This window comes from Oscillatoria nigro-viridis PCC 7112 (assembly GCF_000317475.1).
Taxonomy (GTDB): Bacteria; Cyanobacteriota; Cyanobacteriia; order Cyanobacteriales; family Microcoleaceae; genus Microcoleus; species Microcoleus nigroviridis.
The window spans coordinates 3,030,845-3,052,901 of sequence record NC_019729.1 but is presented as its reverse complement, the minus strand read 5'-3'; the positions used below and the strand labels follow the sequence as shown (position 1 = coordinate 3,052,901).

Annotated in this window: 11 protein-coding genes; 4 read left to right on the top strand and 7 right to left on the bottom strand. The window is 43.4% G+C overall.

The window, feature by feature from the left end:
- Positions 1-440: 440 nt before the first annotated feature.
- From OSC7112_RS12900 to OSC7112_RS12870, 7 genes are all read right to left on the bottom strand, one after another.
- Positions 441-3,278, bottom strand: coding sequence for a PAS domain S-box protein (locus OSC7112_RS12900; RefSeq protein WP_015176305.1), 2,838 nt, complete (start codon positions 3,276-3,278; stop codon positions 441-443).
- 41 nt (positions 3,279-3,319) lie between these two features.
- Positions 3,320-4,411 carry a BMP family protein gene (locus tag OSC7112_RS12895; protein ID WP_015176304.1) on the bottom strand — a complete coding sequence of 364 codons (1,092 nt, stop codon included), beginning with the start codon at positions 4,409-4,411 and terminating at the stop codon, positions 3,320-3,322.
- Positions 4,412-4,806: 395 nt separating this feature from the next.
- Positions 4,807-6,981 (bottom strand): glutamine synthetase III family protein, encoded by a 2,175-nt coding sequence (locus tag OSC7112_RS12890; RefSeq protein ID WP_015176303.1) that lies wholly within the window; start codon positions 6,979-6,981, stop codon positions 4,807-4,809.
- Between the two features lie 790 nt (positions 6,982-7,771).
- Complete coding sequence (locus tag OSC7112_RS12885; RefSeq protein WP_015176302.1) at positions 7,772-9,046, bottom strand: alpha/beta hydrolase; 1,275 nt, start codon at positions 9,044-9,046, stop codon at positions 7,772-7,774.
- Between the two features lie 359 nt (positions 9,047-9,405).
- The gene (locus OSC7112_RS12880; RefSeq protein ID WP_015176301.1) at positions 9,406-10,065 is read right to left on the bottom strand and encodes a DUF4276 family protein; all 660 of its coding nucleotides are present in this window, start codon (positions 10,063-10,065) and stop codon (positions 9,406-9,408) included.
- Positions 10,066-10,069: 4 nt separating this feature from the next.
- Positions 10,070-11,362 carry an AAA family ATPase gene (locus OSC7112_RS12875; RefSeq protein WP_015176300.1) on the bottom strand — a complete coding sequence of 431 codons (1,293 nt, stop codon included), beginning with the start codon at positions 11,360-11,362 and terminating at the stop codon, positions 10,070-10,072.
- 246 nt (positions 11,363-11,608) lie between these two features.
- Positions 11,609-12,220 (bottom strand): 2OG-Fe(II) oxygenase, encoded by a 612-nt coding sequence (locus OSC7112_RS12870; protein ID WP_015176299.1) that lies wholly within the window; start codon positions 12,218-12,220, stop codon positions 11,609-11,611.
- 871 nt (positions 12,221-13,091) lie between these two features.
- Here OSC7112_RS12870 and OSC7112_RS12865 point away from each other — a divergent pair.
- The 4 genes from OSC7112_RS12865 (at position 13,092) to OSC7112_RS12850 (ending at position 22,030) form a co-directional block, all read left to right on the top strand.
- Positions 13,092-13,883: a DUF3050 domain-containing protein gene (locus tag OSC7112_RS12865; protein ID WP_015176298.1), complete on the top strand. Its 792-nt coding sequence runs from the start codon at positions 13,092-13,094 to the stop codon at positions 13,881-13,883.
- Between the two features lie 254 nt (positions 13,884-14,137).
- Positions 14,138-16,564: a glycoside hydrolase family 31 protein gene (locus OSC7112_RS12860; RefSeq protein WP_015176297.1), complete on the top strand. Its 2,427-nt coding sequence runs from the start codon at positions 14,138-14,140 to the stop codon at positions 16,562-16,564.
- Between the two features lie 148 nt (positions 16,565-16,712).
- Positions 16,713-17,321: a Uma2 family endonuclease gene (locus tag OSC7112_RS12855; protein ID WP_015176296.1), complete on the top strand. Its 609-nt coding sequence runs from the start codon at positions 16,713-16,715 to the stop codon at positions 17,319-17,321.
- Positions 17,322-17,551: 230 nt separating this feature from the next.
- Positions 17,552-22,030 carry a WD40 repeat domain-containing protein gene (locus OSC7112_RS12850; protein WP_015176295.1) on the top strand — a complete coding sequence of 1,493 codons (4,479 nt, stop codon included), beginning with the start codon at positions 17,552-17,554 and terminating at the stop codon, positions 22,028-22,030.
- The last annotated feature ends 27 nt before the right edge of the window (positions 22,031-22,057 follow it).

Sequence of the window (22,057 nt, the reverse complement as noted above, 5' to 3'; positions counted from 1 at the left end):
TTTTCTCACTTGAGTATCCATAGCTTTTCGTTTCTTAATGAAATCGGAAGCAGGTGGCAGATTACATCGCGGCAATTGATACAAGGCAGGCAATAAGCTGTTGTGCATCTAGATTGTCTGTGGTATTACAGAGGGAGAGGTGGGAGAGGATTTGACAATTTTTGATAGCGTATATAAATATACTATTTAAATGCACAATAACTTATTGCCTTTCTATATAGCAAATTTGATATGGCATCCGTTAGCATCGGAATAGTAAATTCGAGTTCACTGTTTGCTGTTGACGGTTGACTGTTCGCGGCGTCAACAGTCAACAGTCAACATCATGTATGAGTGTAACCGGAAATGATATGAGATATTTTTATGCTGTAGCTAGTCTTTGGAGCATCAGCCTAATAAAACTGAGCTTGAGCTTGGCCTTTGCACGGTCAAGCGGGAACTCAAGTTTTTTGACCGACAAGTGCTACAGCACCGCTTTGCAAAACAGGAATTTCAATGCGGAACTCTGCTCCTTGATGGGGTTGAGAGAAGCACTGGAGTAAGCCACCGTGCTTATCAACTACAATTTGATAGCTGATGGATAGCCCTAATCCAGTTCCTTTACCCGTTGCTTTTGTGGTGAAGAAGGGATTGAACACCTGTTGTCTAACAGTTTCCGTCATCCCAGGTCCATTGTCTTTAACTTGAATCACCACGTTTTTAGAAGCAGCGGGCCCAGTTTCGTTTGTGACTAGCTTAGTCGTAATAGTGATGCGACTGGGATTCTTTTGGATGTCTTTTCGAGAACGCTGATTGTCGTAGTTTTCTAAAGCATCGATCGCATTTGCCAGAATATTCATAAAGACTTGGTTCAACTGTCCGGCATAGCACTCTACTAGGGGTAAGTCACCGTAGTCTTTGACAATTTCAATAGCCGGATGATCCGGTTTCGCCTTCAGTCGATTTTGCAAAATCATCAATGTGCTCTCAATTCCCTCGTGGATATCAACTGGCTTCATTTCTGCCTCATCGAGCCGCGAGAAGTTTCTTAGAGACAGGACAATTTGACGAATGCGATCGGCTCCTACCTTCATTGAAGTCAGGATTTTGGGTAAATCTTCACTAATGAATTCCAGCTCGAACTCTTCAATTTTTTCCTGAATTTGGGTATTGGTTGGATAGGTTTGCTGGTAAAGCTGAATCAACTGTAGTAAATTTTGCGTGTAGTCGGCGGTATGGCTCAGGTTGCCATAGATAAAGTTGACTGGATTATTAATTTCGTGAGCAACACCAGCCACCAGTTGTCCCAAACCTGACATTTTCTCTGCCTGAATGAGTTGTGCCTGAGTTTGCTGTAAGGTTTTGAGTGCAACCTCAGCTTCCTCTTTTGCTTGCCTTAACGCAGCTTCGGCTTGCGTGCGCTCAGTAATATCCAGTGCCAAGGATGCAACTCCAACAATCTTGCCACCATCCCCTACTAAAGGCGTATTGAACCATTCGCAAATAATGATGTTGCCGTTTTTTGTAAAATTTTCATTGACGCTGTAGATTCCTTGGCCCTGCATCAACAACTCGTTCATAATTCGATCGACGACCTTTCGGGCAGACGCAGGCACAATTAATTCTGCGGGATGGTGTCCGATCGCCTCTGTAGCCGTGTAACCAAAAATCTGCTCTGCCGCTGGATTCCAAGCAGTGACTTTAAAGTTTAAATCCCATTCTACAACTGCCAGTGAAGTTTTGCGGAATATAAAAGATAGTCGCTGTTCCGAGGCTTTGAGTTCTTCTTCTGCCTGTTTCCGTTCAGTAATGTCAATGCCTGTTTTGATGATGTACTCAATTTCACCTCGATCGTCCAGTAAAGCAGTATCTGACCAGGCAATGAGCCTGAGTTGTCGATCTTTGCTCATCCAACTGCCTTCATACTGCTGGGGAAAATTACCAGATTGTAAAGACTCAAAAGCAGTTTTGGCTTGTCCTGCTAAGTCTGAGTTTTGGAACAAGTCCCAAATGTAGCGCCCTTTCACTTCACTAAACGAGTAATGAGTCACTTGTTCGCAAGCTCGGTTAAAGCGAACGATTTGTCCCTGGGGGTCGAGCACAACTACCAGGGCCCCTGCAATTTCAAGAATGGCTGAAACGAAATTGCGTTCCACTTCAACAGCTTTAATCAGTTCCTCTAACTGAGTTGCCATGTTGTTAAAGGCGATCGCCAATGTCCCCAGTTCGTTTTGGCTGTGGATGTTGACCCGCGTCTCTAATTGCCCCGCACTGAGTTCGGTAGCTGCCGCGGTTAAGCGCTCGAGGGGCACCACAATTTGCCGAATAAATAGAAAGCCAATGCCAACAGCGACGATCGTCACCACCGCCAATGAGCCTCCCATAACTGAGAGCATCTGGTAAACGGGAGCATACGCCTCAGCCGTTGGCAGTTCTACAACCACATTCCAATTCACGCTCCGAACTAAGGCACTGGCGCCCAATACTTCTACCTGTTTTAGACCCCGATAAACATTAAGGTGCTTAGTATCTTTTGATGCTTTCAAAAATTGAAAGAAAGGGCGCTTAGATATATCTTGAAGTTGAAAATTTTCTGGCTTACTACCCTTTTGAGCAATCAGAAAATTACGCTCATCGACTACATAGACATAACCCGTCTTGCCGACCTGCGTTTGGGAAACAACAAACCAGAGAAAGTTGAGATTTACCTGTGCTAATAGCACCCCATCCACCTCATCTCGCTGATTCCGAATCGGAACCGCCAGAATGGTGGTTGGTTCGTGGGTTTGAGGATTAATTTCTACAGGACTGACATAATCTTCCTGTTGTTTGAAGGCACGAATAAACAGTGGCGAATTGGCGGGTTTTTCTAACTTGAGCGGTTGGTAGGGTGAAACTGACGCGATAACTTGTCCCTTCCGGTTCAAAATGGCAACGGCTTCATAAGCATCATTATGACGAATCAACCCTTCCAACAGGCTCTGCTGCACTTGAGGTTGAAAGTTGGTGAGTCCTTTGACCCTAGCTAAATAGCTCAGTTTTCGTTTCAAGTCATCTAGATAATTATCAATCTGGGCTGCTGCTGTCTGACTGCGCTCTTGTTGGAGCGATCGCGATTGCTGGATCTGCGCCTGAAAGCTGAGGTAGATCAGCAAGCCACCTGTGGGCAGCAAGCTCAGGAGAACCAAAAATATCAAACCATAGCGGAGCTGATGTGCAATAGAAAAGAAGCGCTGCCAGGGATGTGAAGGGGAGCTTTTGGCAATCGGCAGAGCGCGATCGTTGCGTTGATTTTTCATCGGACTATCGATCGATATTGGTAAATCAATTAATCGGCGCACTAAGGGGAAACATCAATTTTGCCAGTTGTCACAGCTTCTCGGATGGTCTTGAAAGTCTCCTCTTCCTGAGACGTGAGAGTGCCACGGAAAGGAGCAAAGTCATAGATCTTTTCCTTGAGCCCAAACTTGTAAAGTTTTCCTTCCCAGCGACCTTGCTGGGTTAACACTGCCACATTTAGCACCAGATTGGGAATGTCCTGCAGAACGCTAGTTAGGACTTTGCCGGGAGCCAGTTCGTACTGATCCTTGGCCCAACCAATCACAAAGACTCCTGGCTTTTGCGTAACGGCTTTTAGGGCGGCTAACCCTGCCTCATCCGCGTTGATTGTCAAAACATCGACTCCAGAGGCCACCATATCCGTTGCAACTTTGGTGGCCTTGTCCGTATCAATCCAACTGTTGAGAAAAGCAGTCGAGGCTTGAACAGAGGGATTCGTTGCCTTCACTCCCCGCCTAAACAAGGCTTCTTCTTCTTTGTAAACCGGATAAGATGCACCCACAATATAGCCAACTTTATTGCTTTTGGTCTTCATGGCAGCCAAAGCGCCTGTGAGGTACCCCACTTCACCCGATCGAAAGGCAACAGCCCCCAAATTTCTGTTATTCCCTGGATACGTTGTAATCAGGGCAAATTTCGTTCGCGGAAATTCTCGAGCGACCTTTTCGGCAGCTTTGATATAGCCACCACTGGCTGCAATTACCAGGTCATAGCCTGACTGGGCATATTTGCGAAGGGCTGCTTCACTATCTTCACCGTCAAGGCCAGTAAAGTCTACCTGAGCATTAAATTTATCTTTAATTAGATTCAATCCTTCAAAGCAGGCTTGAGACCAACTGTTGTTGTCTTTGGAGCCTGTGACGACCAAGGCCACTTTAAAGGTGCTAGAGGTACTTGCTTCAGGGGAAGAGTTTACGTTCGGAGTCGATCGACTGCAAGCGATCGTAAAAAATAGAGCTAGAGCCCCCAGAGTCATTTGTTTCAAGAAAGATTGAATTCGCATAATAGCTTTTCGCAGCAATATTACTTTTTGTACGCCGATAAATTTGTTGAACGGTATCTCAACAATATTAACTCTTACTCTCGATCGCATTTTATGACTCTGACAATCAAGCATCCAGGATACAAGCCCCCGGATTCACCCGTCCAGAAATAAAAAACCTGTATCCGATCGACAAGCCCCCGAATTTATCCGTGGGGTCAATGCTTCAATTCTTTGGATCGCGAATTAAATAACTTACAATTTTAATTGTTATTGTGGGATGGGCCTATGAGCCCGTTCAAAAAGGACGGGCGGAATCGGCCCATCCCACTTTCAAGAGTGGAAGTTATTTAATTCTCATTCCTTTAATCTAAAATCTAAAATCTAAAATCTAAAATCGATTGACAGATTCAGCGTCACACTCATTTAACCTCAAAAACAAGTAAGGACACGGCACTGCCGTGTCCTGACAACTCTAACCTGCAATTAACCGAATTTGTTTGCTATTACTTAACAAACAGCATTTCTTGATAAGTAGGCAGAGGCCACAAATCATCAGCCACTTCACCTTCCAGAGCATCGGCATACTTGCGAACCTCATCCATCAAAGGACGAATTGTTTGCGAAGCATACTGCATATGGTCTTCTGTCGAAGCAAAATCGTGCTTGCTCAAAGCAGCACTCAATTTGCTCGCAGTATCCATCATGGACTTAACCAACACCGCTACTTTTTCGGCACTTTCCTTTTCCAGTTCAATCCCAATCTCTTTCAATTTAGAGATTGTGCCGGAAAGTTCAGCTAAATACCTCAACGCTGCGGGGTAAATAATGGTTTTTGCCATGCTTATTACCAGTTTTGCTTCGACTTCAATTGCCAGCAAATACTGCTCAGCATAAACATCGTAACGGCTTTCCAATTCAACGGGAGTCAGAACACCTGTCTTTTCAAACAAGTCTTCAATGTATCCTTCCTTCAACACGGGCAAAGCATCGGCCGTAGTCCGCAAGTTAGCTAAACCTCGTTCCTCAACGGCCATTTTGTGCCATTCTTCGGAATAGCCGTCGCCGCCAAATACAACCGCACCGTGCTCGTCCATCACTTCTTTGAGAATGGTTTGGATGGCAGCATTCAGTTCAGTTCCGTTAGCCAAACCGCTTTCTAATTTGTTAGCAATCCAGTCCAAAGAATCTGCAAGAATTGTATTCATCGCCACCAGCGGCCCGGAAACAGACTGACCGGAACCTACTGCACGGAATTCAAAGCGGTTGCCAGTAAAGGCAAAGGGCGAAGTCCGGTTTCTGTCTCCAGCATCCTTCATGAAAGTAGGAAGTGTTTCTACACCTAAGTTCATAATTCCCCGACCTTTAGAGTCCTTAACTTCTCCCCGGCTAATTTGCGCGAAGATATCTTCTAATTGCGAACCCAAATAGACAGAGATAATTGCTGGTGGAGCCTCATTTGCACCCAATCGGTGGTCGTTGCTGGCAGTAGCAACTACCGCGCGCAATAGCGGGCCGTATTTGTGAACTCCGCGAATCACAGCGCCGCAGAAAACTAGAAATTGTATGTTCGAGTGCGGTGTATCGCCGGGGTCTAATAAGTTTCCTTGGGTGGCATTGCCGACCGACCAGTTGACGTGTTTGCCAGAACCGTTAATGCCGGCGAAAGGCTTCTCGTGCAGCAAACACATAAAACCGTGTTTCTTCGCAGTGTTGCGGAGAATTGTCATGGTTAATTGTTGGTGGTCGCTGGCGACGTTTGCAGCTTCAAAAACTGGTGCAATTTCAAACTGACCGGGAGCTACTTCGTTGTGGCGGGTTTTGGCAGGAATTCCCAGTCGGTACATTCTTTCTTCTACTTCCTGCATGAAGACTTGAACGCGCTCTGGAATCGCTCCAAAATAGTGGTCGTCAAATTGCTGACCTTTCGCAGGAGCTTTGCCAAACAAGGTGCGACCTGCTAGCAGTAAATCGGGGCGGTTGTTGCTGAAATTGGCATCTACCAGGAAGTATTCTTGTTCGGAACCGCAACTGGAATTTACCGGAGCAACTTCGGTATTGCCTAATAGCTTTAACACTCTGGTTGCTGCTTTGTTCATGGCGGCAATGGAACGCAAAAGCGGCGTTTTCTTGTCTAAGGCTTCACCTGTCCAGGAGATGAAAACAGTAGGAATGCACAATGTCATGCCGTTGTCTGTTTCCATGACATAAGCAGGGCTGGTGACATCCCAGGCTGTATATCCGCGAGCGGCGGCGGTGGAACGGATGCCGCCGTTGGGGAATGAGGAGCCATCGGGTTCGCCTTGTACCAGAACTTTGCCTGCAAATTCTGAGATGACGGAACCGTCGCCTTGCACTGAGATGAAACCGTCGTGCTTTTCGGCGGTACCGTTGGTTAGCGGGTAGAATACGTGGGCGTAGTAGAGGGCTCCTTTGGAAATAGCCCAATCTTTCATTGCTACTGCAACTACATCAGCTACGGAAGCATCGAGTTTTTGACCGGTTTGAACGGTGTTTTTTACTGATTTGAAAATGCTTTTGGGCAGACTTTCTTGCATCTTGCTCAGAGTAAAAACGTCTGTGGCCCACATATCTTCTAGCCGCTTGGGAGGGCGGGCAGGCATCAGTTTGCGGTTGACGATTTGAGAAATTGCTTGAACGCGCGATTCGTTTCCACTCATGGTTATTTTTATTGGTATTGCGGGACGAGTAGTTGAGAAAAAATAGATGTTAGCCCAAGTCTAACGATTGACGAATATCCTGGATTTACCCAAGATTTTTTGTCAAAGCTAACTTTTGGGAGAATGCCTTTTTTGGCAGGCTCGAAAAGATTGGAGGAGCGAGGCGCAATGACTTCGCCGTCCATCGGGTGTGACAATCCAGTGTGAGATGCGGTTGGATTGCGGTTATTAGCAAGAAGATAGATGGCAAGAGCCTGTACAAACTTGAGTCAACATTATAGATGTCTGCACTGCACAAATTTAGTAACTAATCTTTACCCTGGTCAGCTCAAAAATTTTGTGCGAATCAATTCCGATGAATTCAGGTCAAAACTACTTATGGTTTTTAACGGTTCGACGATCGATAAATCGCAGTCCAGCAAACAACGCACTCGTTTAGGGGTTTTGGAGAATTATGGAGAGTACACAATCTACACTTGGAGAGTTTAAACAATCATTAACCAAATAAATGTATTGTAGGCTACAGAATTTTAGGTTTTTTTCATAAAGGCCGATCGCACCAAGCGTACACAACCGCAGAATTTCTGTTTAACAGGGCATGGGGCATGGGGCATGGGGCATGGGGCATGGGGCATACCTCACCACGCGATCGAACCGCTATAAATAAAGTCTGGCAACTCTTCTAAAATTTGGTGCGACAATTTGCTGTAGAAATCTTTACGAGATTTGGGAACTTATTAAACTGTTATAGCCGCAGTTTATTGAGCATAAATGAGTAAAAATCAAACTTTTATTTAACTGGTTGGTAATCGGAAGATTTTAGAGCATGAGCCAAAAAGCGTTCTGTGTAGTACAAAGCTAATTGATTGCTCGGCCCATTAAAAACTGCATCAAAGGCGTGTTCAGCCCAAGGAATTTCGAGCAGAATAGCCCGTGAAGCGAAGCTATCCCGTAGGGAATCGCCCGTGGCTCGCAATCGTTCGTAGAGCGATCGACCAAACTTAGCCTGAACGATATGGTCGCGGCCTGCATAAACCAGTAGAGAAGGGGGAAGATTGGGTTTAATATAATTGATGGGAGAAGCCCGACGGTAAAGCTCGTTGAGTTCGTCTGGCGTTCCTCCGAGAAAGGCACGCAAGACGGCTCGAACATTTATGGCATCAGGAAAAGGTGGGTCATTGTATCCCCGAATCAGGTCATTTGGCCCGTAATAATTCACCAATGCTCGAACTGGAAGCACACTAGAATCATAAGCAGTTAGCATTGCTAAATGGGCACCTGCAGACCTTCCCATCAAAGCAATTCGATCGAGATCGATTCCCCAATCAGCAGCATGAGTTTTGATATAGGAAAGAGCGGCTTGTACGTCCTCAATCTGAGCAGGAAATCGATACTTGGGAGCGTGGCGGTAATCAATTGCAACTACACAATAGCCTTGGGCGGCCATGTAGCGGCTGAATTCCTCATTGTAATCGGGATTGCCTCTTTGCCAAGCTCCCCCGTAGAGCGTGATAATCGCCGGATATTTGCCAATTTGCATCGGCCGGTAAAGGTTTAATTGGAGTGAAACTCCGTCAGGGTTGGCAAATCCAATAGCCCGATCGATCCTAACGTCTCTAATCGGAATTCCTCGGAACGCATCTGCGAGAATAAACGGTTGAGGGCGTAGCTGCGCGCGATCGGCTTGAGGAACGGCTGCTAAATAGTTTTCCCCTAAAACTGCTTGCATTTGGGTAGCTACCGCTGCATTGGCTGCTGGAAACTGAATCAGGGGTAGCAGGCCCAGGATGAGGGCGAACAGGTTACAAATTGACAAAATAATGTAGACTTTGCCTTGATGCCGTCTGAGCAGGTTCAGCAAAAGGGCGATCGTATTGATACCGACCAACCAAGGGCTGATTTCTGGTGCTCCCACCGCCAAAGGGTACAAGAACATCGCGGGTGCTGGTACGATGACCCAGAGACTGAGAAATAGGGCGATCGTACTCACTAACCAAGGGATAAATGGCGGGACTAATAACGCTGCCAATAAAGGTAACTTTTTGCGTTTATTCTTGCGGATCATCGGATTTTCGCAGCCTAATTTTTAATCAATTTAAATTAATCTGGCGGTTTTTATTGATAAGTCGATCGCCTCTGGCATTTTACCAAACCGGCAGCTTCATTGACTCCGACATCCTGCGTCGAGCGAAAATGCTTTGCATCGTTCTATTTTCATTTGTGGGGTTGTTCGCTGTTTGTGGGAATCTTAAGCTGAGGTTGTCTCGCTAAACAAGCTGTATGGACTGTTACTCATCAAAAGTTTGGCTATTATTCCGATTTTGGTAGTTAGGCAGGACTTAGGCACGGATGTCGAGAAACCGGGTTTTTTTACGATTCTACTTCGTTGCACTAGGCGATTCCCAATAAAAAAACCCGGTTTCTTTACTGACTCGTTAAGTCTCGAAGTTTATCTCGAAAATAACAGAAGCTTGGTGATAAATTTTTATCTACGTTCATGGAGGGAGGAATCTTCTTAGCCCAATTAGACTTCTCTAAACCAATTGCTTGCCCACCTTGTTTAGATAAGTTTTGTACACCACCGGAAAACACTGCATCAGCTAACTTCTCCCACGTCCCACAGATACTATCATTAGTGTACGAATTTAGGACTGCTTCTTTGGCTTGCGGATAAGCTTTCTTAACTGCTGCTAAATCGCCTAGATACCATGCTTCTCCTTCTTCAATTGCTATGCAAAATTGCGTCTTTGGCTGAGGATTACACTTATCTACAATATCTAGTAGTGCTCTGCGAAACGTACTGAGGCATCGGTCATCAAGATCGCAAATTACAATGAGGACAGCAGGGTAATCAGGAGGATATTGAGAGAATGTTTTGCCGTAGCCTTGAATAAGTCGCGGAAGCTGGTCGAGCAGAATTCGTTTATTGGCTTCAGAAGCAGATTTTAAACCTTTAGGAATATGCCCAATTCCTTTGTAATAATGGATCTTAAATGTGTGTTGTTGGGTGCTGATAATCTTTGGTATAAGAATTTCAAGAGCAGTTTGTCCAGAAATATCCTCGACAAGTATCTCAAAGTGCATTTATTCACCTTTTATCTAGATAATCGCTGTACCAAAGTCCGCCAAGGGGCAATCCTTCAGAAACAAGGTTATTAATGAGAGGGTCTTGGCTAGCTCGTCTGATTTGAGAAAAACCATCCTCGCCCTTTTCAAGTACCCAAACCTCTTCAGGGTTAAGAGCATCTACAAAATAGGGTTGATGTGTTGTAACAAATACTTGCGATCCACTTCTTCGAGCTGTAGCGTGTTCTCGAAATTCTCGGACTAGAGTTTCTAAAAGCTTATGGTAAAGTCCGTTTTCTGGTTCTTCAATGCACAAAAATGGCGGTGGTGAGGGGTCTTCTAAAAGAAGGAGATAGGCAAATACCTTCAGTGTTCCGTCTGACATTTGTTGAGCATAAAATGGTTCTTGAAAACCTCGATCGTTGAACTGCAGCAGAAGTCTACCGTCTGGACTTTTGGCGGTGCTAATCTTTTCTACCCCTGGAATCTTACTAGATATTTTTTGCAGAATTGATTGGAATTTCTTAGGATGCTCTCTCTCCATAAATTGAACCACATTTCCTAGATTATCTCCATGAATATTCAAATGTTTTTGTGGCCCAGCCAGAGGTAAGCTACGGGCAGCGTCTGGTGTGAAATAGCTGAGATACCATCCTTCGATAAATCTACGAAATGCGGAAATTCTTGGGTGTTGTTTGAGCGCTCCCAAAGTAGCAATTCCCAGTTTTCGCTTGTCCTCAAGTTCAACTATTTCCTTTTCTTTACTTTCTTCTGATATCTCACCGATCTGGATGTTTTCTATTAAATTGTTTACATCAAATTCTCCTCGATCTTCATCAAGTAGCTGGCCTCCTTCTTCACCTTTCCATGCTAAACCCTTACCTTCATTCAGAATCAAAAAAGAATAAGGTTGTCCTTTTTTTTCGTTCTTTCTCCGTTGTCTAAGTCTTTCTTTTTTTACATAGGGTCTTTCAGAAGAGTCAAGGTCTATTGCCAAATCATAGGTGATTGGTCGAGCGTTACGATCCTCTTTATAGTAAATCTGAAACTCAACACTTCCCTTTTGTCCTTGCGAGCGAATTCTCTCGAAACCTCCCCGCCCACGGGCATCACAAGCTTCTTCGACTCCCCCTTTTAAGCAGTCTGCAAGAAAGCCAAAAGTGTCGAAAAGCGTGCTTTTCCCAACACCATTTTTACCGATAACGGCTGTCATTGGCGTTAGTTCCTCGGCATTTTGCGTATTCCACAGCTTGCCCATAGTAATATCACGCAGCGAGCGGTAATTTATTACCCTAAATCCTTCTATTTTTGCCACTTAAGTTCCTCTGCTCCATTAGGAATGTTATAAATTACTCTAACCATATAACAATTCAGTAACTCTAACATTATACTTGATTTTACTTAAGCCGATCGCCCATAATGCTCGGTCTTAACCCACTCGGATCGCAGTAGTTGTTATGGATAATCTCCTAGCACATAAGTTGGCGGTGATTGAACCGTTGATGCAAGCGGCTGGTTAAGCGTGTCCTGAATTTATCACCCTCCCAGGATCGAATAAACCTTACTTAATTTTTGCTTTCACGGCCCTAGATTCCACTGTGAATCCTGGAATATCTTGCAGTTCTGTTTCGCTCAAACTGTACTGTTCGCAAACCAAACTCAAACGAGTTCCGGTACTTTTAACAGCGTTGACAGAGTGAGTCAAATCTCCTTGAAAATAGATCAGCGAGTTGGCTTGCGGCTTAATCTGCCCGACTTGCTGTTTGTTGCGCCGCAGTATCAACTCTCCCCCTTGCAAGTTCGGCGGTACTTGTACGTATAAAACGCTGACGGCTGCGGGAGGTTCAACAGTTTTGCAGTACGATCGCAAAGATCGATCGATATGCGGATCGACGCGGGAACCTTCACCTAGCAACAAAGGATTGAGGTAAAAAGCATTGCATTCAGGCTGTAATGCTTGGTCTAGATAGGGTTTAAACAAGGGGAACCGCCGTTCTACTTCGGCGATTTCCGAACGTTGAAACACCACGGAAAACCCTTTTGTGCCAATGAAATCGCGATTGAGGTTGTTGATTGCTAGATAAGGGGAGGCTAGAATTGCTCCTCGCAAGTCGTTGAGGTAGTCGATCGAGAAAGCGTTAGGATGTTGGCTGTAGTATTTCAAGGCACTCAAAGATCGTCAAAGTTTAAGGAAACAGCAGATAGGAATGCAGCAATCGCTCAGACTTGGGATTGCTTCGTTCCTGGCGGATGACAGAATAATCTTGATTTAAGTCCGCGTACTTAAGTCAAAGGTTTTTCTTAACTGCGGGCGATCGCGCGGAAGTGTTGCAATCGACTAGCAACTGCCAAATATTACTATACAGGCGATCGTTGTGGTGATTCAAGTATATTTGCAATTCGATTATACATGATGCCGCTGGGCAGCCGATCGCCCATTTATTTTAACTTGTCCAATTGCAGGGGCTAGCCTCATTTCCGCGATCGCATCCGGCCTCTGTTTTATCACTGATTTCTTAAGTTTGCTAGCTTTAAAACCGATGGGTGTTGGCGCTGTATAGGAAACATCTTGCTAAAAAAAGCAATCCGTGCATTAGGTCAAAATGCTGGGAGGGCGATCGACAATATCTAACTGGCGATAGAACCTTAATCAAGTTTACAATGATACACAGGGGTCTAAAAAATACTAGCAGTCGGAACAGTTACTAAGTAATTATTTCAGATTAAATTAATATTTCACGGGCGAGAACAGCAAAAGTGCCAGCTATAATTAAAGAGTAAGTAAAAAAACAACAACTAGCTGAAACGATAGGCCAACAACATTGTACGAAAAAATGGTTAGAGAACCAGCCATTAAAGAAATGGTGGATGATTGTTACCGCGATGTTTTGGCTGACGAGATACAGCACCTTGCTTAACGATTAGGTAAAATAGTAGAGTGCAATGTTATTTTACTCATTGCTGTTAATGTACCTCTTAGTCAGGCAAAGTTCTGTATCACGGTGTAATTCAAGCAAATCGCCAACAATACTCTGGAGTAAAGTATGAATCACAATCAAATTTCAGAAACCTTAGATCCATACATTCAGTTATTAGCAGAAACCTCCACAGCCCGGAAAGCACTACTCACTCACTCAATTTATCAGGAAGTCAATGACTTGAAATCTCTGCAAGGGTTTATGAAATCTCATGTTTTTGCTGTCTGGGATTTTATGACACTTCTCAAAACGCTGCAACGTCGATTGACTTGTATCGAATTACCTTGGGTTCCTCCAATAGATATCCATTCGGCGCGATTAGTTAATGAAATAGTTTTGGCCGAAGAAACAGATGAAATTTCTCCAGGTTATTACTCAAGTCACTTTCATCTCTACCTAGCTGCGATGGAAGAAGTTGGTGCAGATAGCCAACCAATTCGGAGTTTTATTGCTGCAATTCAACAAGGTTTTTCTGCTAATGAAGCTCTGGCAAATCTGCCTATCCCCGAAGTCACTAAAACTTTTGTAAGGACCACATTAAAAGCAGCGAGCGGATTGAATCACGAAGTTGCCGCAGTTTTTCTATTAGGTAGAGAGGATGTGATTCCCAAGATGTTTCAACAAATCCTTACCCAACTAGAAGATGCTCAAGGTATTCCCTGCAATTCGTTTCGTCTTTACCTGGAACGACACACCCATCTTGATGAAGAGCAACACGCACCAATGGGACAGAAACTATTAAGAAACATTTGTGACAATGACTCTCTAAAATGGAAGCAAGCTGTAAATGCTGCTAACAATGCTCTGCAAGCACGCCATTGTTTGTGGGATGGCATCACTCAGTCGATTCAACAATAGTTGAATCGGACAGGCAAGATGCCTGTTCCACAAGAAAACTTCGTCTTTGTGGAACAGGCATCTTGCCTGTTCATAAAGCCTAATTTAAAATGAAAAATAGTGCCAAACCTCAGTTATTTTCCACTTAATTTATGGATACCTGTTTCAGTTTTTATAGTAGCTTATTCGGCTAGCGACGGTATTGCTGAAGTATATCTCACCGCATTTGTTAATTTACTTGAAATGCTGACAATTTGTATTCCTCCTTTAGCTAGATGACGGTAGTCAAGTGCGGCTTGCACGATCGGTTTACCAATTGCCAATTACCAATTACCAAATCGTATATGCCGCAATACTTCGGAAAACTGCAAAAAACCGAACAGCCTTGGTCAACAATCGGTTCGGTAGAATCCATAAATAAAACCGATCGCACCCTCCACTTTAATTGCGGCGAAACTTCCCTAAACATCAGCATCCTCGCGCCGAATTTAATCCGAGTGCGAATGTCCCCGACAGGTGAATTCAAAAGCCGATCGCACTCAATAACTGTCCCTGACGAAGAGTGGGAAATTACACCATTTGAAGTGCGAGAAACGGAAGAAAAAATAGAAATTGAAACAGCACAAATAACGATTTCAGTCAAGCGATCTCGTCCTGCAATCGAATGCTTTGACAAATCGGGAAAACCCTTTGCTAGCGACTGCGATCGCAGTATGGGATGGCGCGCAGGTGCAACCGCAGGCTGGAAGCGCATCGAAGCAGACGAACACTTCTACGGTTTCGGCCAACGCACCGGCTTTCTCGACAAACTCTCGGAAGTCAAGACAAACTGGACAATAGACGCGCTTGACTACAATTCCCTCAGCGATGAAATGTACCAGGCGATCCCATTTTACATCGCCCTGAATCCCGATCGCGCTTACGGCATTTTCTTCAACACGACATTTTGGAGTCAATTCGACATCGGCGCCCAACAACCGGGAGTTTTGCGGATGGAAACCAGAGGCCCGGAACTCGACTACTACATCATTTACGGCCCGGAACCCGCCCAAATTCTCGCCACCTACACGCAGTTAACCGGCCGGATGCCGCTTCCGCCAAAATGGGCGCTGGGATACCACCAATGCCGCTGGAGCTACGAATCCGAGGACGTTGTGCGGGAGGTGGCGCAGGAATTTCGCGATCGGGCGATTCCCTGCGATGTCATCCACCTCGACATCGACTATATGCGCGGCTACCGCGTTTTTACCTGGAGCCCGAAGCGTTTCCCCGATCCCGCGAAACTGATCGCAGATTTGAAAGCAGCGGGTTTTAAGGTTGTCACGATTGTCGATCCCGGTGTCAAGTACGAACCGGAAGGAGATTATGAAGTATTCGATGAGGGTGTGGAGAATGACTATTTCGTCCGCACCGCAGAGGGAAGGCTATTCCACGGTTACGTTTGGCCCGAAAAAGCGGTGTTTCCCGACTTCCTGCGGCCGGAGGTGCGCCAGTGGTGGGGCGAATTGCACAAAAACCTTACAGATATGGGCGTTGCGGGGATTTGGAACGACATGAACGAACCTTCGATCGCAGAACGGCCTTTTGGCGACGGCCACGAACACATCTGGTTTCCGATGGATGCACCGCAAGGCCCGGAATCCGAAGGCGCCACCCACGCGGAAACGCACAATTTGTACGGTTTAATGATGGCGAAAGCTTGTTCGGAAGGGTTGCAAAAAGTGCGATCCTCTTCGAGGGCTTCGCTAACGAACGAGCGATCTTTTGTGCTGACGCGATCGGGTTTTGCGGGCATTCAGCGTTACTCCTCGGTATGGATGGGCGACAATCAATCGCTGTGGGATCATTTAGAAATGTCGCTACCGATGCTTTGCAACATGGGGCTTTCCGGCGTAGCGTTTGTCGGTTGCGACATCGGCGGTTTTGCGGAGAATGCAACGGCTGAACTGTTCGCGCGGTGGATGCAGGTGGGAATGCTGTATCCCTTGATGCGCGGTCATTCTGCGATTAGTACGGCGCAGCACGAACCGTGGGTTTTTGGCGATCGCACTGAGAAGATTTGCCGCGAATACATGAATTTGCGCTATCAGTTGTTGCCTTACATTTACACGTTGTTTTGGGAAGCTGCGACGGCGGGAACGCCGATTTTGCGACCGCTACTGTATCACTTTCCGCGCGATCGCACAACTTATCACCTTTACGATCAAGTATTGCTCGGCCCGTCGCTGATGGCTGCACCCGTTTACCGGCCGGGAGTTGAACACCGCGCCGTGTATTTGCCGGAGGGGACTTGGTACGATTGGTGGACGGGCGAATGCTATCAGGGCCCGACGCACATTTTAGCTTGTGCACCTTTGGAGAGAATGCCGCTTTACGTGCGGGGCGGGGGCATAATTGCGATCGCACCTGTGAGGCAATTTGTCAGCGAAGAACCGCTTGAGTCATTGAAAATGCGAATTTGGCCCGGAAGCGGTGAATGGACGCTTTATGAGGACGACGGACACAGTTTTGAACACGAAAAAGGTGTCTGGGCTACGACTAATTATAAGGTGTATTTGGAAGGGGAAAAAATCATCGTTGAAATTGCCGCGCGCGAGGGTCAATTTTTGATATCAGAACGCGAAGTTATTGTGGAAGTTGTTGGCGTTGGCGAACAGCGATTTACAGATGACGGTACGGTGCGGCGTTTGACATTTGGATAGTTTTGGCATAAAGCGGTTTATGCTATGGTGGGATTCATTCAGGGCGATCGCTCGATCTGGTAGAGTTTGAGATGGAAAGGGCGATCGTATTTCTCGATAGAACTCAAAATATAATTATTCATCGACCTATCACTAAAGAGGCTTTCTGATGACTCAAACAATATCCAAGTTAATAACTTTTGATGAATTTCTGGAAGGAAAACCAGAAAACGGACATTATGAATTACATAACGGAGTTATTGTTGAAATGCCAAATCCAACTGGTAAACATTCAGCCAGCGCCGGTTTTCAGGCGATCGAGTTTGGGTTAGAAATCAGGCGACTACAGCTTCCTTACTTTATTCCCAAGGAATGTACAATTAAATTTAGCGATAACTCTGGCTACGATCCCGATGTAATTGTATTAGATAAACAAGCCGTAGCAGCCAATGAGTCTCGATGGGAAAGAGAATCAGTTATTACTCAGGGAGATTCCGTAAAATTAGTGGTTGAAGTGGTCAGCACAAATTGGCGTGATGATTATGCCCACAAAATGATCGATTATGAAGCATTAGGCATTCCTGAATATTGGATTGTAGATTATTTAGGTTTAGGCGGTAGCCGTTATATTGGTTCTCCGAAACAGCCTACTTTATCAGTTTATCAGCTAGTAGATGGTGAGTATCAAATTAAGCTGTTTCGAGGAGATGACAGGGTTGAATCGGCAGTGTTCCCAGAGTTGAATTTGACCGCAAAGCAAATTTTTAACGGTGGGTAAGTGTAATGCACTGATAAATTTTCAACCAACCTGAGAAACTTGAGGATAAAAAAACATAAATTATGTCATCCTCATTGACAATGATTAACCGATTATCTCTTATAATCTACAGAGATAACTTAGATGAGATTTTATGAGCACCACATTTACGGGAGAACCCTATCACCCAGCTAATTTGTGGCTTGTCGCTGCCAAAAAATCAGAAAGTGAATGATTAGGATGGAAATAGAATGTCTACAAGAATTGAAGAAGTTAAGAAGCAGTTATCTAGTCAAAGTGAGCAAGAAAGACTTGCTGCTTTATCAGAAACTCTCAATCATGGTCAACAAGGTTTAGAACTATTGATTGAACAGTCTATCAAAGATCAATCAGACAGAGTTAAACAATTTGCCTACAGAGTTTTTCGTGGTGATAATTCTTATTTGAGGGGAAATACACCCGAAAACTTAACACCTTGCCCAACAGATGTTATTACTTCTCTGGCAATAAGTCCAGATAATACTATTTTAGTAGGAGGTAGTTGGAAAAAGATTTGGGTATGGGATTTGCAAACGGGGGCAACAATTCGTAGTATTGAAGGACATTCGCACTGGGTTTTGTCTGTGGCTATTAGTCCTGATGGAAATACATTAGTTAGCGGAGGTGCAGATACAAATATTAAGGTATGGAATTTAAAAACAGGGCAGGTTATTCGCACGCTCAATGGTCATTCTACTTGGATTACTGCTGTTGCTATCCCTGCTGACGGAAAAAAAATTGTTAGTGGTAGCACAGATAAAACCATCAAAATATGGGAGCTAAATACAGGTAAGCTAAGTAAAACCATAAAAAATGAAAAGGAACTATTTTGTGTTTTGAGCTTATGTATTAGCCATGATGGAAAAGTCATCGCTTGTGGAAGCACTAATAATAAAATTACATTATGGAATTTAGATAGCGGTCAACTCATACGCAGTATTGAAGGACATTCCGCTTGGATTCAATCTTTAAGTATTACTTCAGACAACACAACCTTAATTAGTGGAAGCCGTGATGGTGTTGTCAAATTTTGGGAATCAAAATCTGAAAAAGAGTCTTCAAATCAATCCGGTTCAGTTTTGGGGAAAGGTTTAGTAGATGTAGCAGCTACTGTAGCGGGATTTTCATTAGGAGGGCCTATAGCTGTAGGCGCTTGGGTTTTAGGTAGAGTTATTGTTGGCGCATTAGATAATAAAGATTTGTCTACGTTACCTCTTCAAAATTTAGAATGCACCAAGACTTACCCAAATAATCAATCAATTAATTCTTTAGATTGTAGTGTTGCTCAAAATATACTTGTAGTAGGTTTTTCCAAAAAAATTAAAATCTTTGATTTAAAAGATTATAGAATCATTTACACTCTACCAGAACAACCGGGTTTTATTAGCTCTGTAGTTGTTAGTCCTAATGGAAAAACTCTTGTCATTGCGGGTAAAGATTGGGTAACATTGTTAGAAGCCAAAACCGGAAAGGCACTCCATGCTATTAAGGGTTGTTCTTACCCAAAATTAAGCAAGATTGTTATTATTGTAGAACCTCCCCTACAACTTCTCTATGGTCAATCTAAACGTTTTACAGTTAAAGGTTATGACCAGGATAATAGAGAGATGAACCTTAACAATAAAGATGTTAAATGGAAAAGTGCTGGCGGTGAAATAGAACAGGATTTATTTACAGCAGGTCAAATGGAAGGATCATTTGAAGTTAAAGCAAAAATAGGCATTTTTGAGGCTTCTGTCCCAATTACTATTATTTCTCCTCCTACAATTACAGAGATTTGTGTTACTCCTTCTAGCATTACTTTAGAATTTAAGAAGCGTCAACAATTTACAGCACAAGTTTTAGATCAACGCAGAAATCCCATGCAGGAAACTGTATTATGGGAAGTAAGCGGAGGGGGGAAAATTGACCAAAATGGCAATTTTATAGCTGGAAGCAAGCCAGGTAAATTTGAAATCATAGCTTCAGTCAGTTCTATTCGGCGAGTTATCCCAATTACGATTATTGAACCTCCGAGGCTAACAGAACTAATTATTATATCTTCAATACCTCAATTAGAGTTTGGTCAGAGCTTTCACTTTCAAGTTAAGGGCTTAGATCAGTATGGTGATAACATACAAACTGGAAAAGTTACTTGGTCAGCAATTAGTGGAGGTGGAACGATTAACCAAAATGGCAATTTTATAGCTGGAAGCAAGCAAGGAAATTTTGAAATTATCGCTTCAGTCCGTTCTATTCATCGAGTTATCCCAATTACGATTATTGCCCCTCCGAAGCTAAAAGAACTAATTATTACATCCTCAATAGATCAATTAGAGTTTGGGCAGAATTTTCAGTTTGAAGTGAAAGGCTTAGATCAGTATGGTGACAACATACAAACTGGAAAAGTTACTTGGTCAGCAATTCGTGGAAACATTGACAATCAGGGCATATTTTATGCTGGAGAACGAGAAGACACTGTTATTATTAAGGCAAGTGTAGGGACAATTAACACTTGCACCGAAATTAAAGTTTACGAACCTTCTCGGTTAACATTCCTAGAGATTTTACCTTCATCTGTTATTTTAGAGCCAGGAGAAAGCCAAAGATTTAATGTGGTTGCTTTAAATCAACGACGAGAAGACATATCTGTCAGTGATATAGAATGGAATGCAACAGGTGGCTTAATTGATCGCACTGGAAATTTTTGTAGTGGAGAACAGCAAAAAGGTAATCGTCAAGTAACCGTCAAAGTAGGACATTTAAGCGCTAACGCAGAAGTTACTGTTATTCCTGTTCTGAGAGGACTAAAAATATCTCCTGAACAGGTAGAAATTAAACCAGAAGAAGCATTTACTTTTACTGTAACTGGATTCGATCAGGTCGGCGATCCTTTAAACATAACGAATGTTATATGGACAACTACTAATGGTGGCTCAATTACTGATAAAGGAACCTTTAAAGGCAATTATAATAAGCGCAAAGTTACTGTCACCGCAAAATCAGGAAAAGTTAGCACTATAGCTAAAGTTATTCTCCTGCCTGTTTTAAGACGTTTAGAACTTCAACCTGGTTTTGTTTATCTTAAATCAAGCGAACATCAAACATTTGTTGTTAAAGGTTTCGATCAATTCGGCTATCCAATCGCTCTGGGTGAGGTTTATTGGGAAACAACCGGAGGTCAAATTGCTCAAGATGGTACATTAACTTTTACTCAGAATGAGCAAGGTTATTTTCAAGTAACTGCAACCTCTCAATTAGCTCCCAAGTATACACAAGAGATAAGAAAACTATTTTTATATACTGGAATTTCTAGCAAAATAATATCTTACTTGATTTCTTATCAACCGCTGCTCCAAGAGATGTTTGCTTTAGATTCAGGTTCAACAGAGCCCGAAGAACATTTAGATGATTCAAGATTAGATTCAGTTTCAACAGATACCGATGAACACTTGGATGATTCAATAGTGGATGAGACACAATTAGAGATAAGTACACAGGCAACCCAAGAGACGGATACTATACTAGAAGCTGACGAACAACTAGATATAGAGGTTGCTAGACCAACAGATATTGATACAATTGTAGATACAAATGTATTAGATTTTGATACCGCTTTAGAAGGGTGGTTGTTTAAAAAGCTGCGAAAGCTAGTAGCTAGGATATTCTTCTCTATCAGTCGTTTCTGTTTGAGTGAAGCGAGTGCCAACTTACGTGCTTCTGCTGATGTCTTTGTTTTGGCTGTTGAATATAATCCCTATCAATATTTTAAATGTCTTAATATCCTCAATGGTCATTCGGGATTTGTTCGTTCTTTGGCCATTACACCAGATGGACAAAAACTCATTAGTGGTAGTTGGTACCATCCTATAAAAATCTGGGATTTACAGACAGGATACCTACTTAATACGCTAGAACCCCATACAAGCGATGTTGAATGTTTTGCTATTACTCCAGACGGGCAAACGCTTGTTAGTGCAGATTGGGATAACACCATTAAAATTTTGGATTTAAAGACCAACGAGTTACGACACTCTCTACCTTGTTCAAATCAAGTTTATTTCGTGGGAATTACACCCGATGGGCGAAAGTTAATTAGTGTAGAAGAATCCAACATTATTCAAATATGGGATTTAAACAACCAAGATTTTTTAAAAAATCTGGGAACTAATTCATTACACTCTCGGCACCTTTATGGGTGGAATCGTAACTCTATTGTTATTTCTCCCGACCAACAAAGAATAATTGTGGGAAGGGAAATTATCAAATCCTATGATTTAATAACCGGAAAATTGGTAACTATCATAGGAAGGAAGTTAGGATATATTTATGCTTTGGCTATTACACCAGATGGTAAAACACTCATTAGCAGCCATGACAAAAAAATAAAAATTTGGGATTTAACGGCGAAGAAATATCCAGATGTTCGGCTGACTTTAAAGAGTTCTGCTGAAGGAGTCTATGCTCTTACACTTACACCAGATGCTCAAAGAATTGTATCGGCGGGTCGTAGAAAAATAAATGACGATTATGAGTCGTTTATTGAGATATGGGACTTAAATACTGGAGAAAAACTTCACTCTATAAAAGAGTATTCTACAACCGAGAGTTACGTTTGTTGCCTTGCAATTACGCCAGATGGAAAACAAATTATCAGTGGTCATCGTGATGGAACTATTCGTATATGGGGAATACCAGAGTTGAGTCTGTAAAAATAGATCCTGAAAAGCACCTTTGTT

Bases quoted from the DNA above. Each gene is read 5' to 3' on its own strand.
- OSC7112_RS12880 (WP_015176301.1), bottom strand. From the start codon at position 10,065: ATGCACTTTGAGATACTTGTCGAGGATATTTCTGGACAAACTGCTCTT.
- OSC7112_RS12895 (WP_015176304.1), bottom strand. From the start codon at position 4,411: ATGCGATCGAGAGTAAGAGTTAATATTGTTGAGATACCGTTCAACAAA.
- OSC7112_RS12885 (WP_015176302.1), bottom strand. From the start codon at position 9,046: ATGATCCGCAAGAATAAACGCAAAAAGTTACCTTTATTGGCAGCGTTA.
- OSC7112_RS12890 (WP_015176303.1), bottom strand. From the start codon at position 6,981: ATGAGTGGAAACGAATCGCGCGTTCAAGCAATTTCTCAAATCGTCAAC.
- OSC7112_RS12850 (WP_015176295.1), top strand. From the start codon at position 17,552: ATGTCTACAAGAATTGAAGAAGTTAAGAAGCAGTTATCTAGTCAAAGT.
- OSC7112_RS12865 (WP_015176298.1), top strand. From the start codon at position 13,092: ATGAATCACAATCAAATTTCAGAAACCTTAGATCCATACATTCAGTTA.
- OSC7112_RS12900 (WP_015176305.1), bottom strand. From the start codon at position 3,278: ATGAAAAATCAACGCAACGATCGCGCTCTGCCGATTGCCAAAAGCTCC.
- OSC7112_RS12855 (WP_015176296.1), top strand. From the start codon at position 16,713: ATGACTCAAACAATATCCAAGTTAATAACTTTTGATGAATTTCTGGAA.
- OSC7112_RS12860 (WP_015176297.1), top strand. From the start codon at position 14,138: ATGACGGTAGTCAAGTGCGGCTTGCACGATCGGTTTACCAATTGCCAA.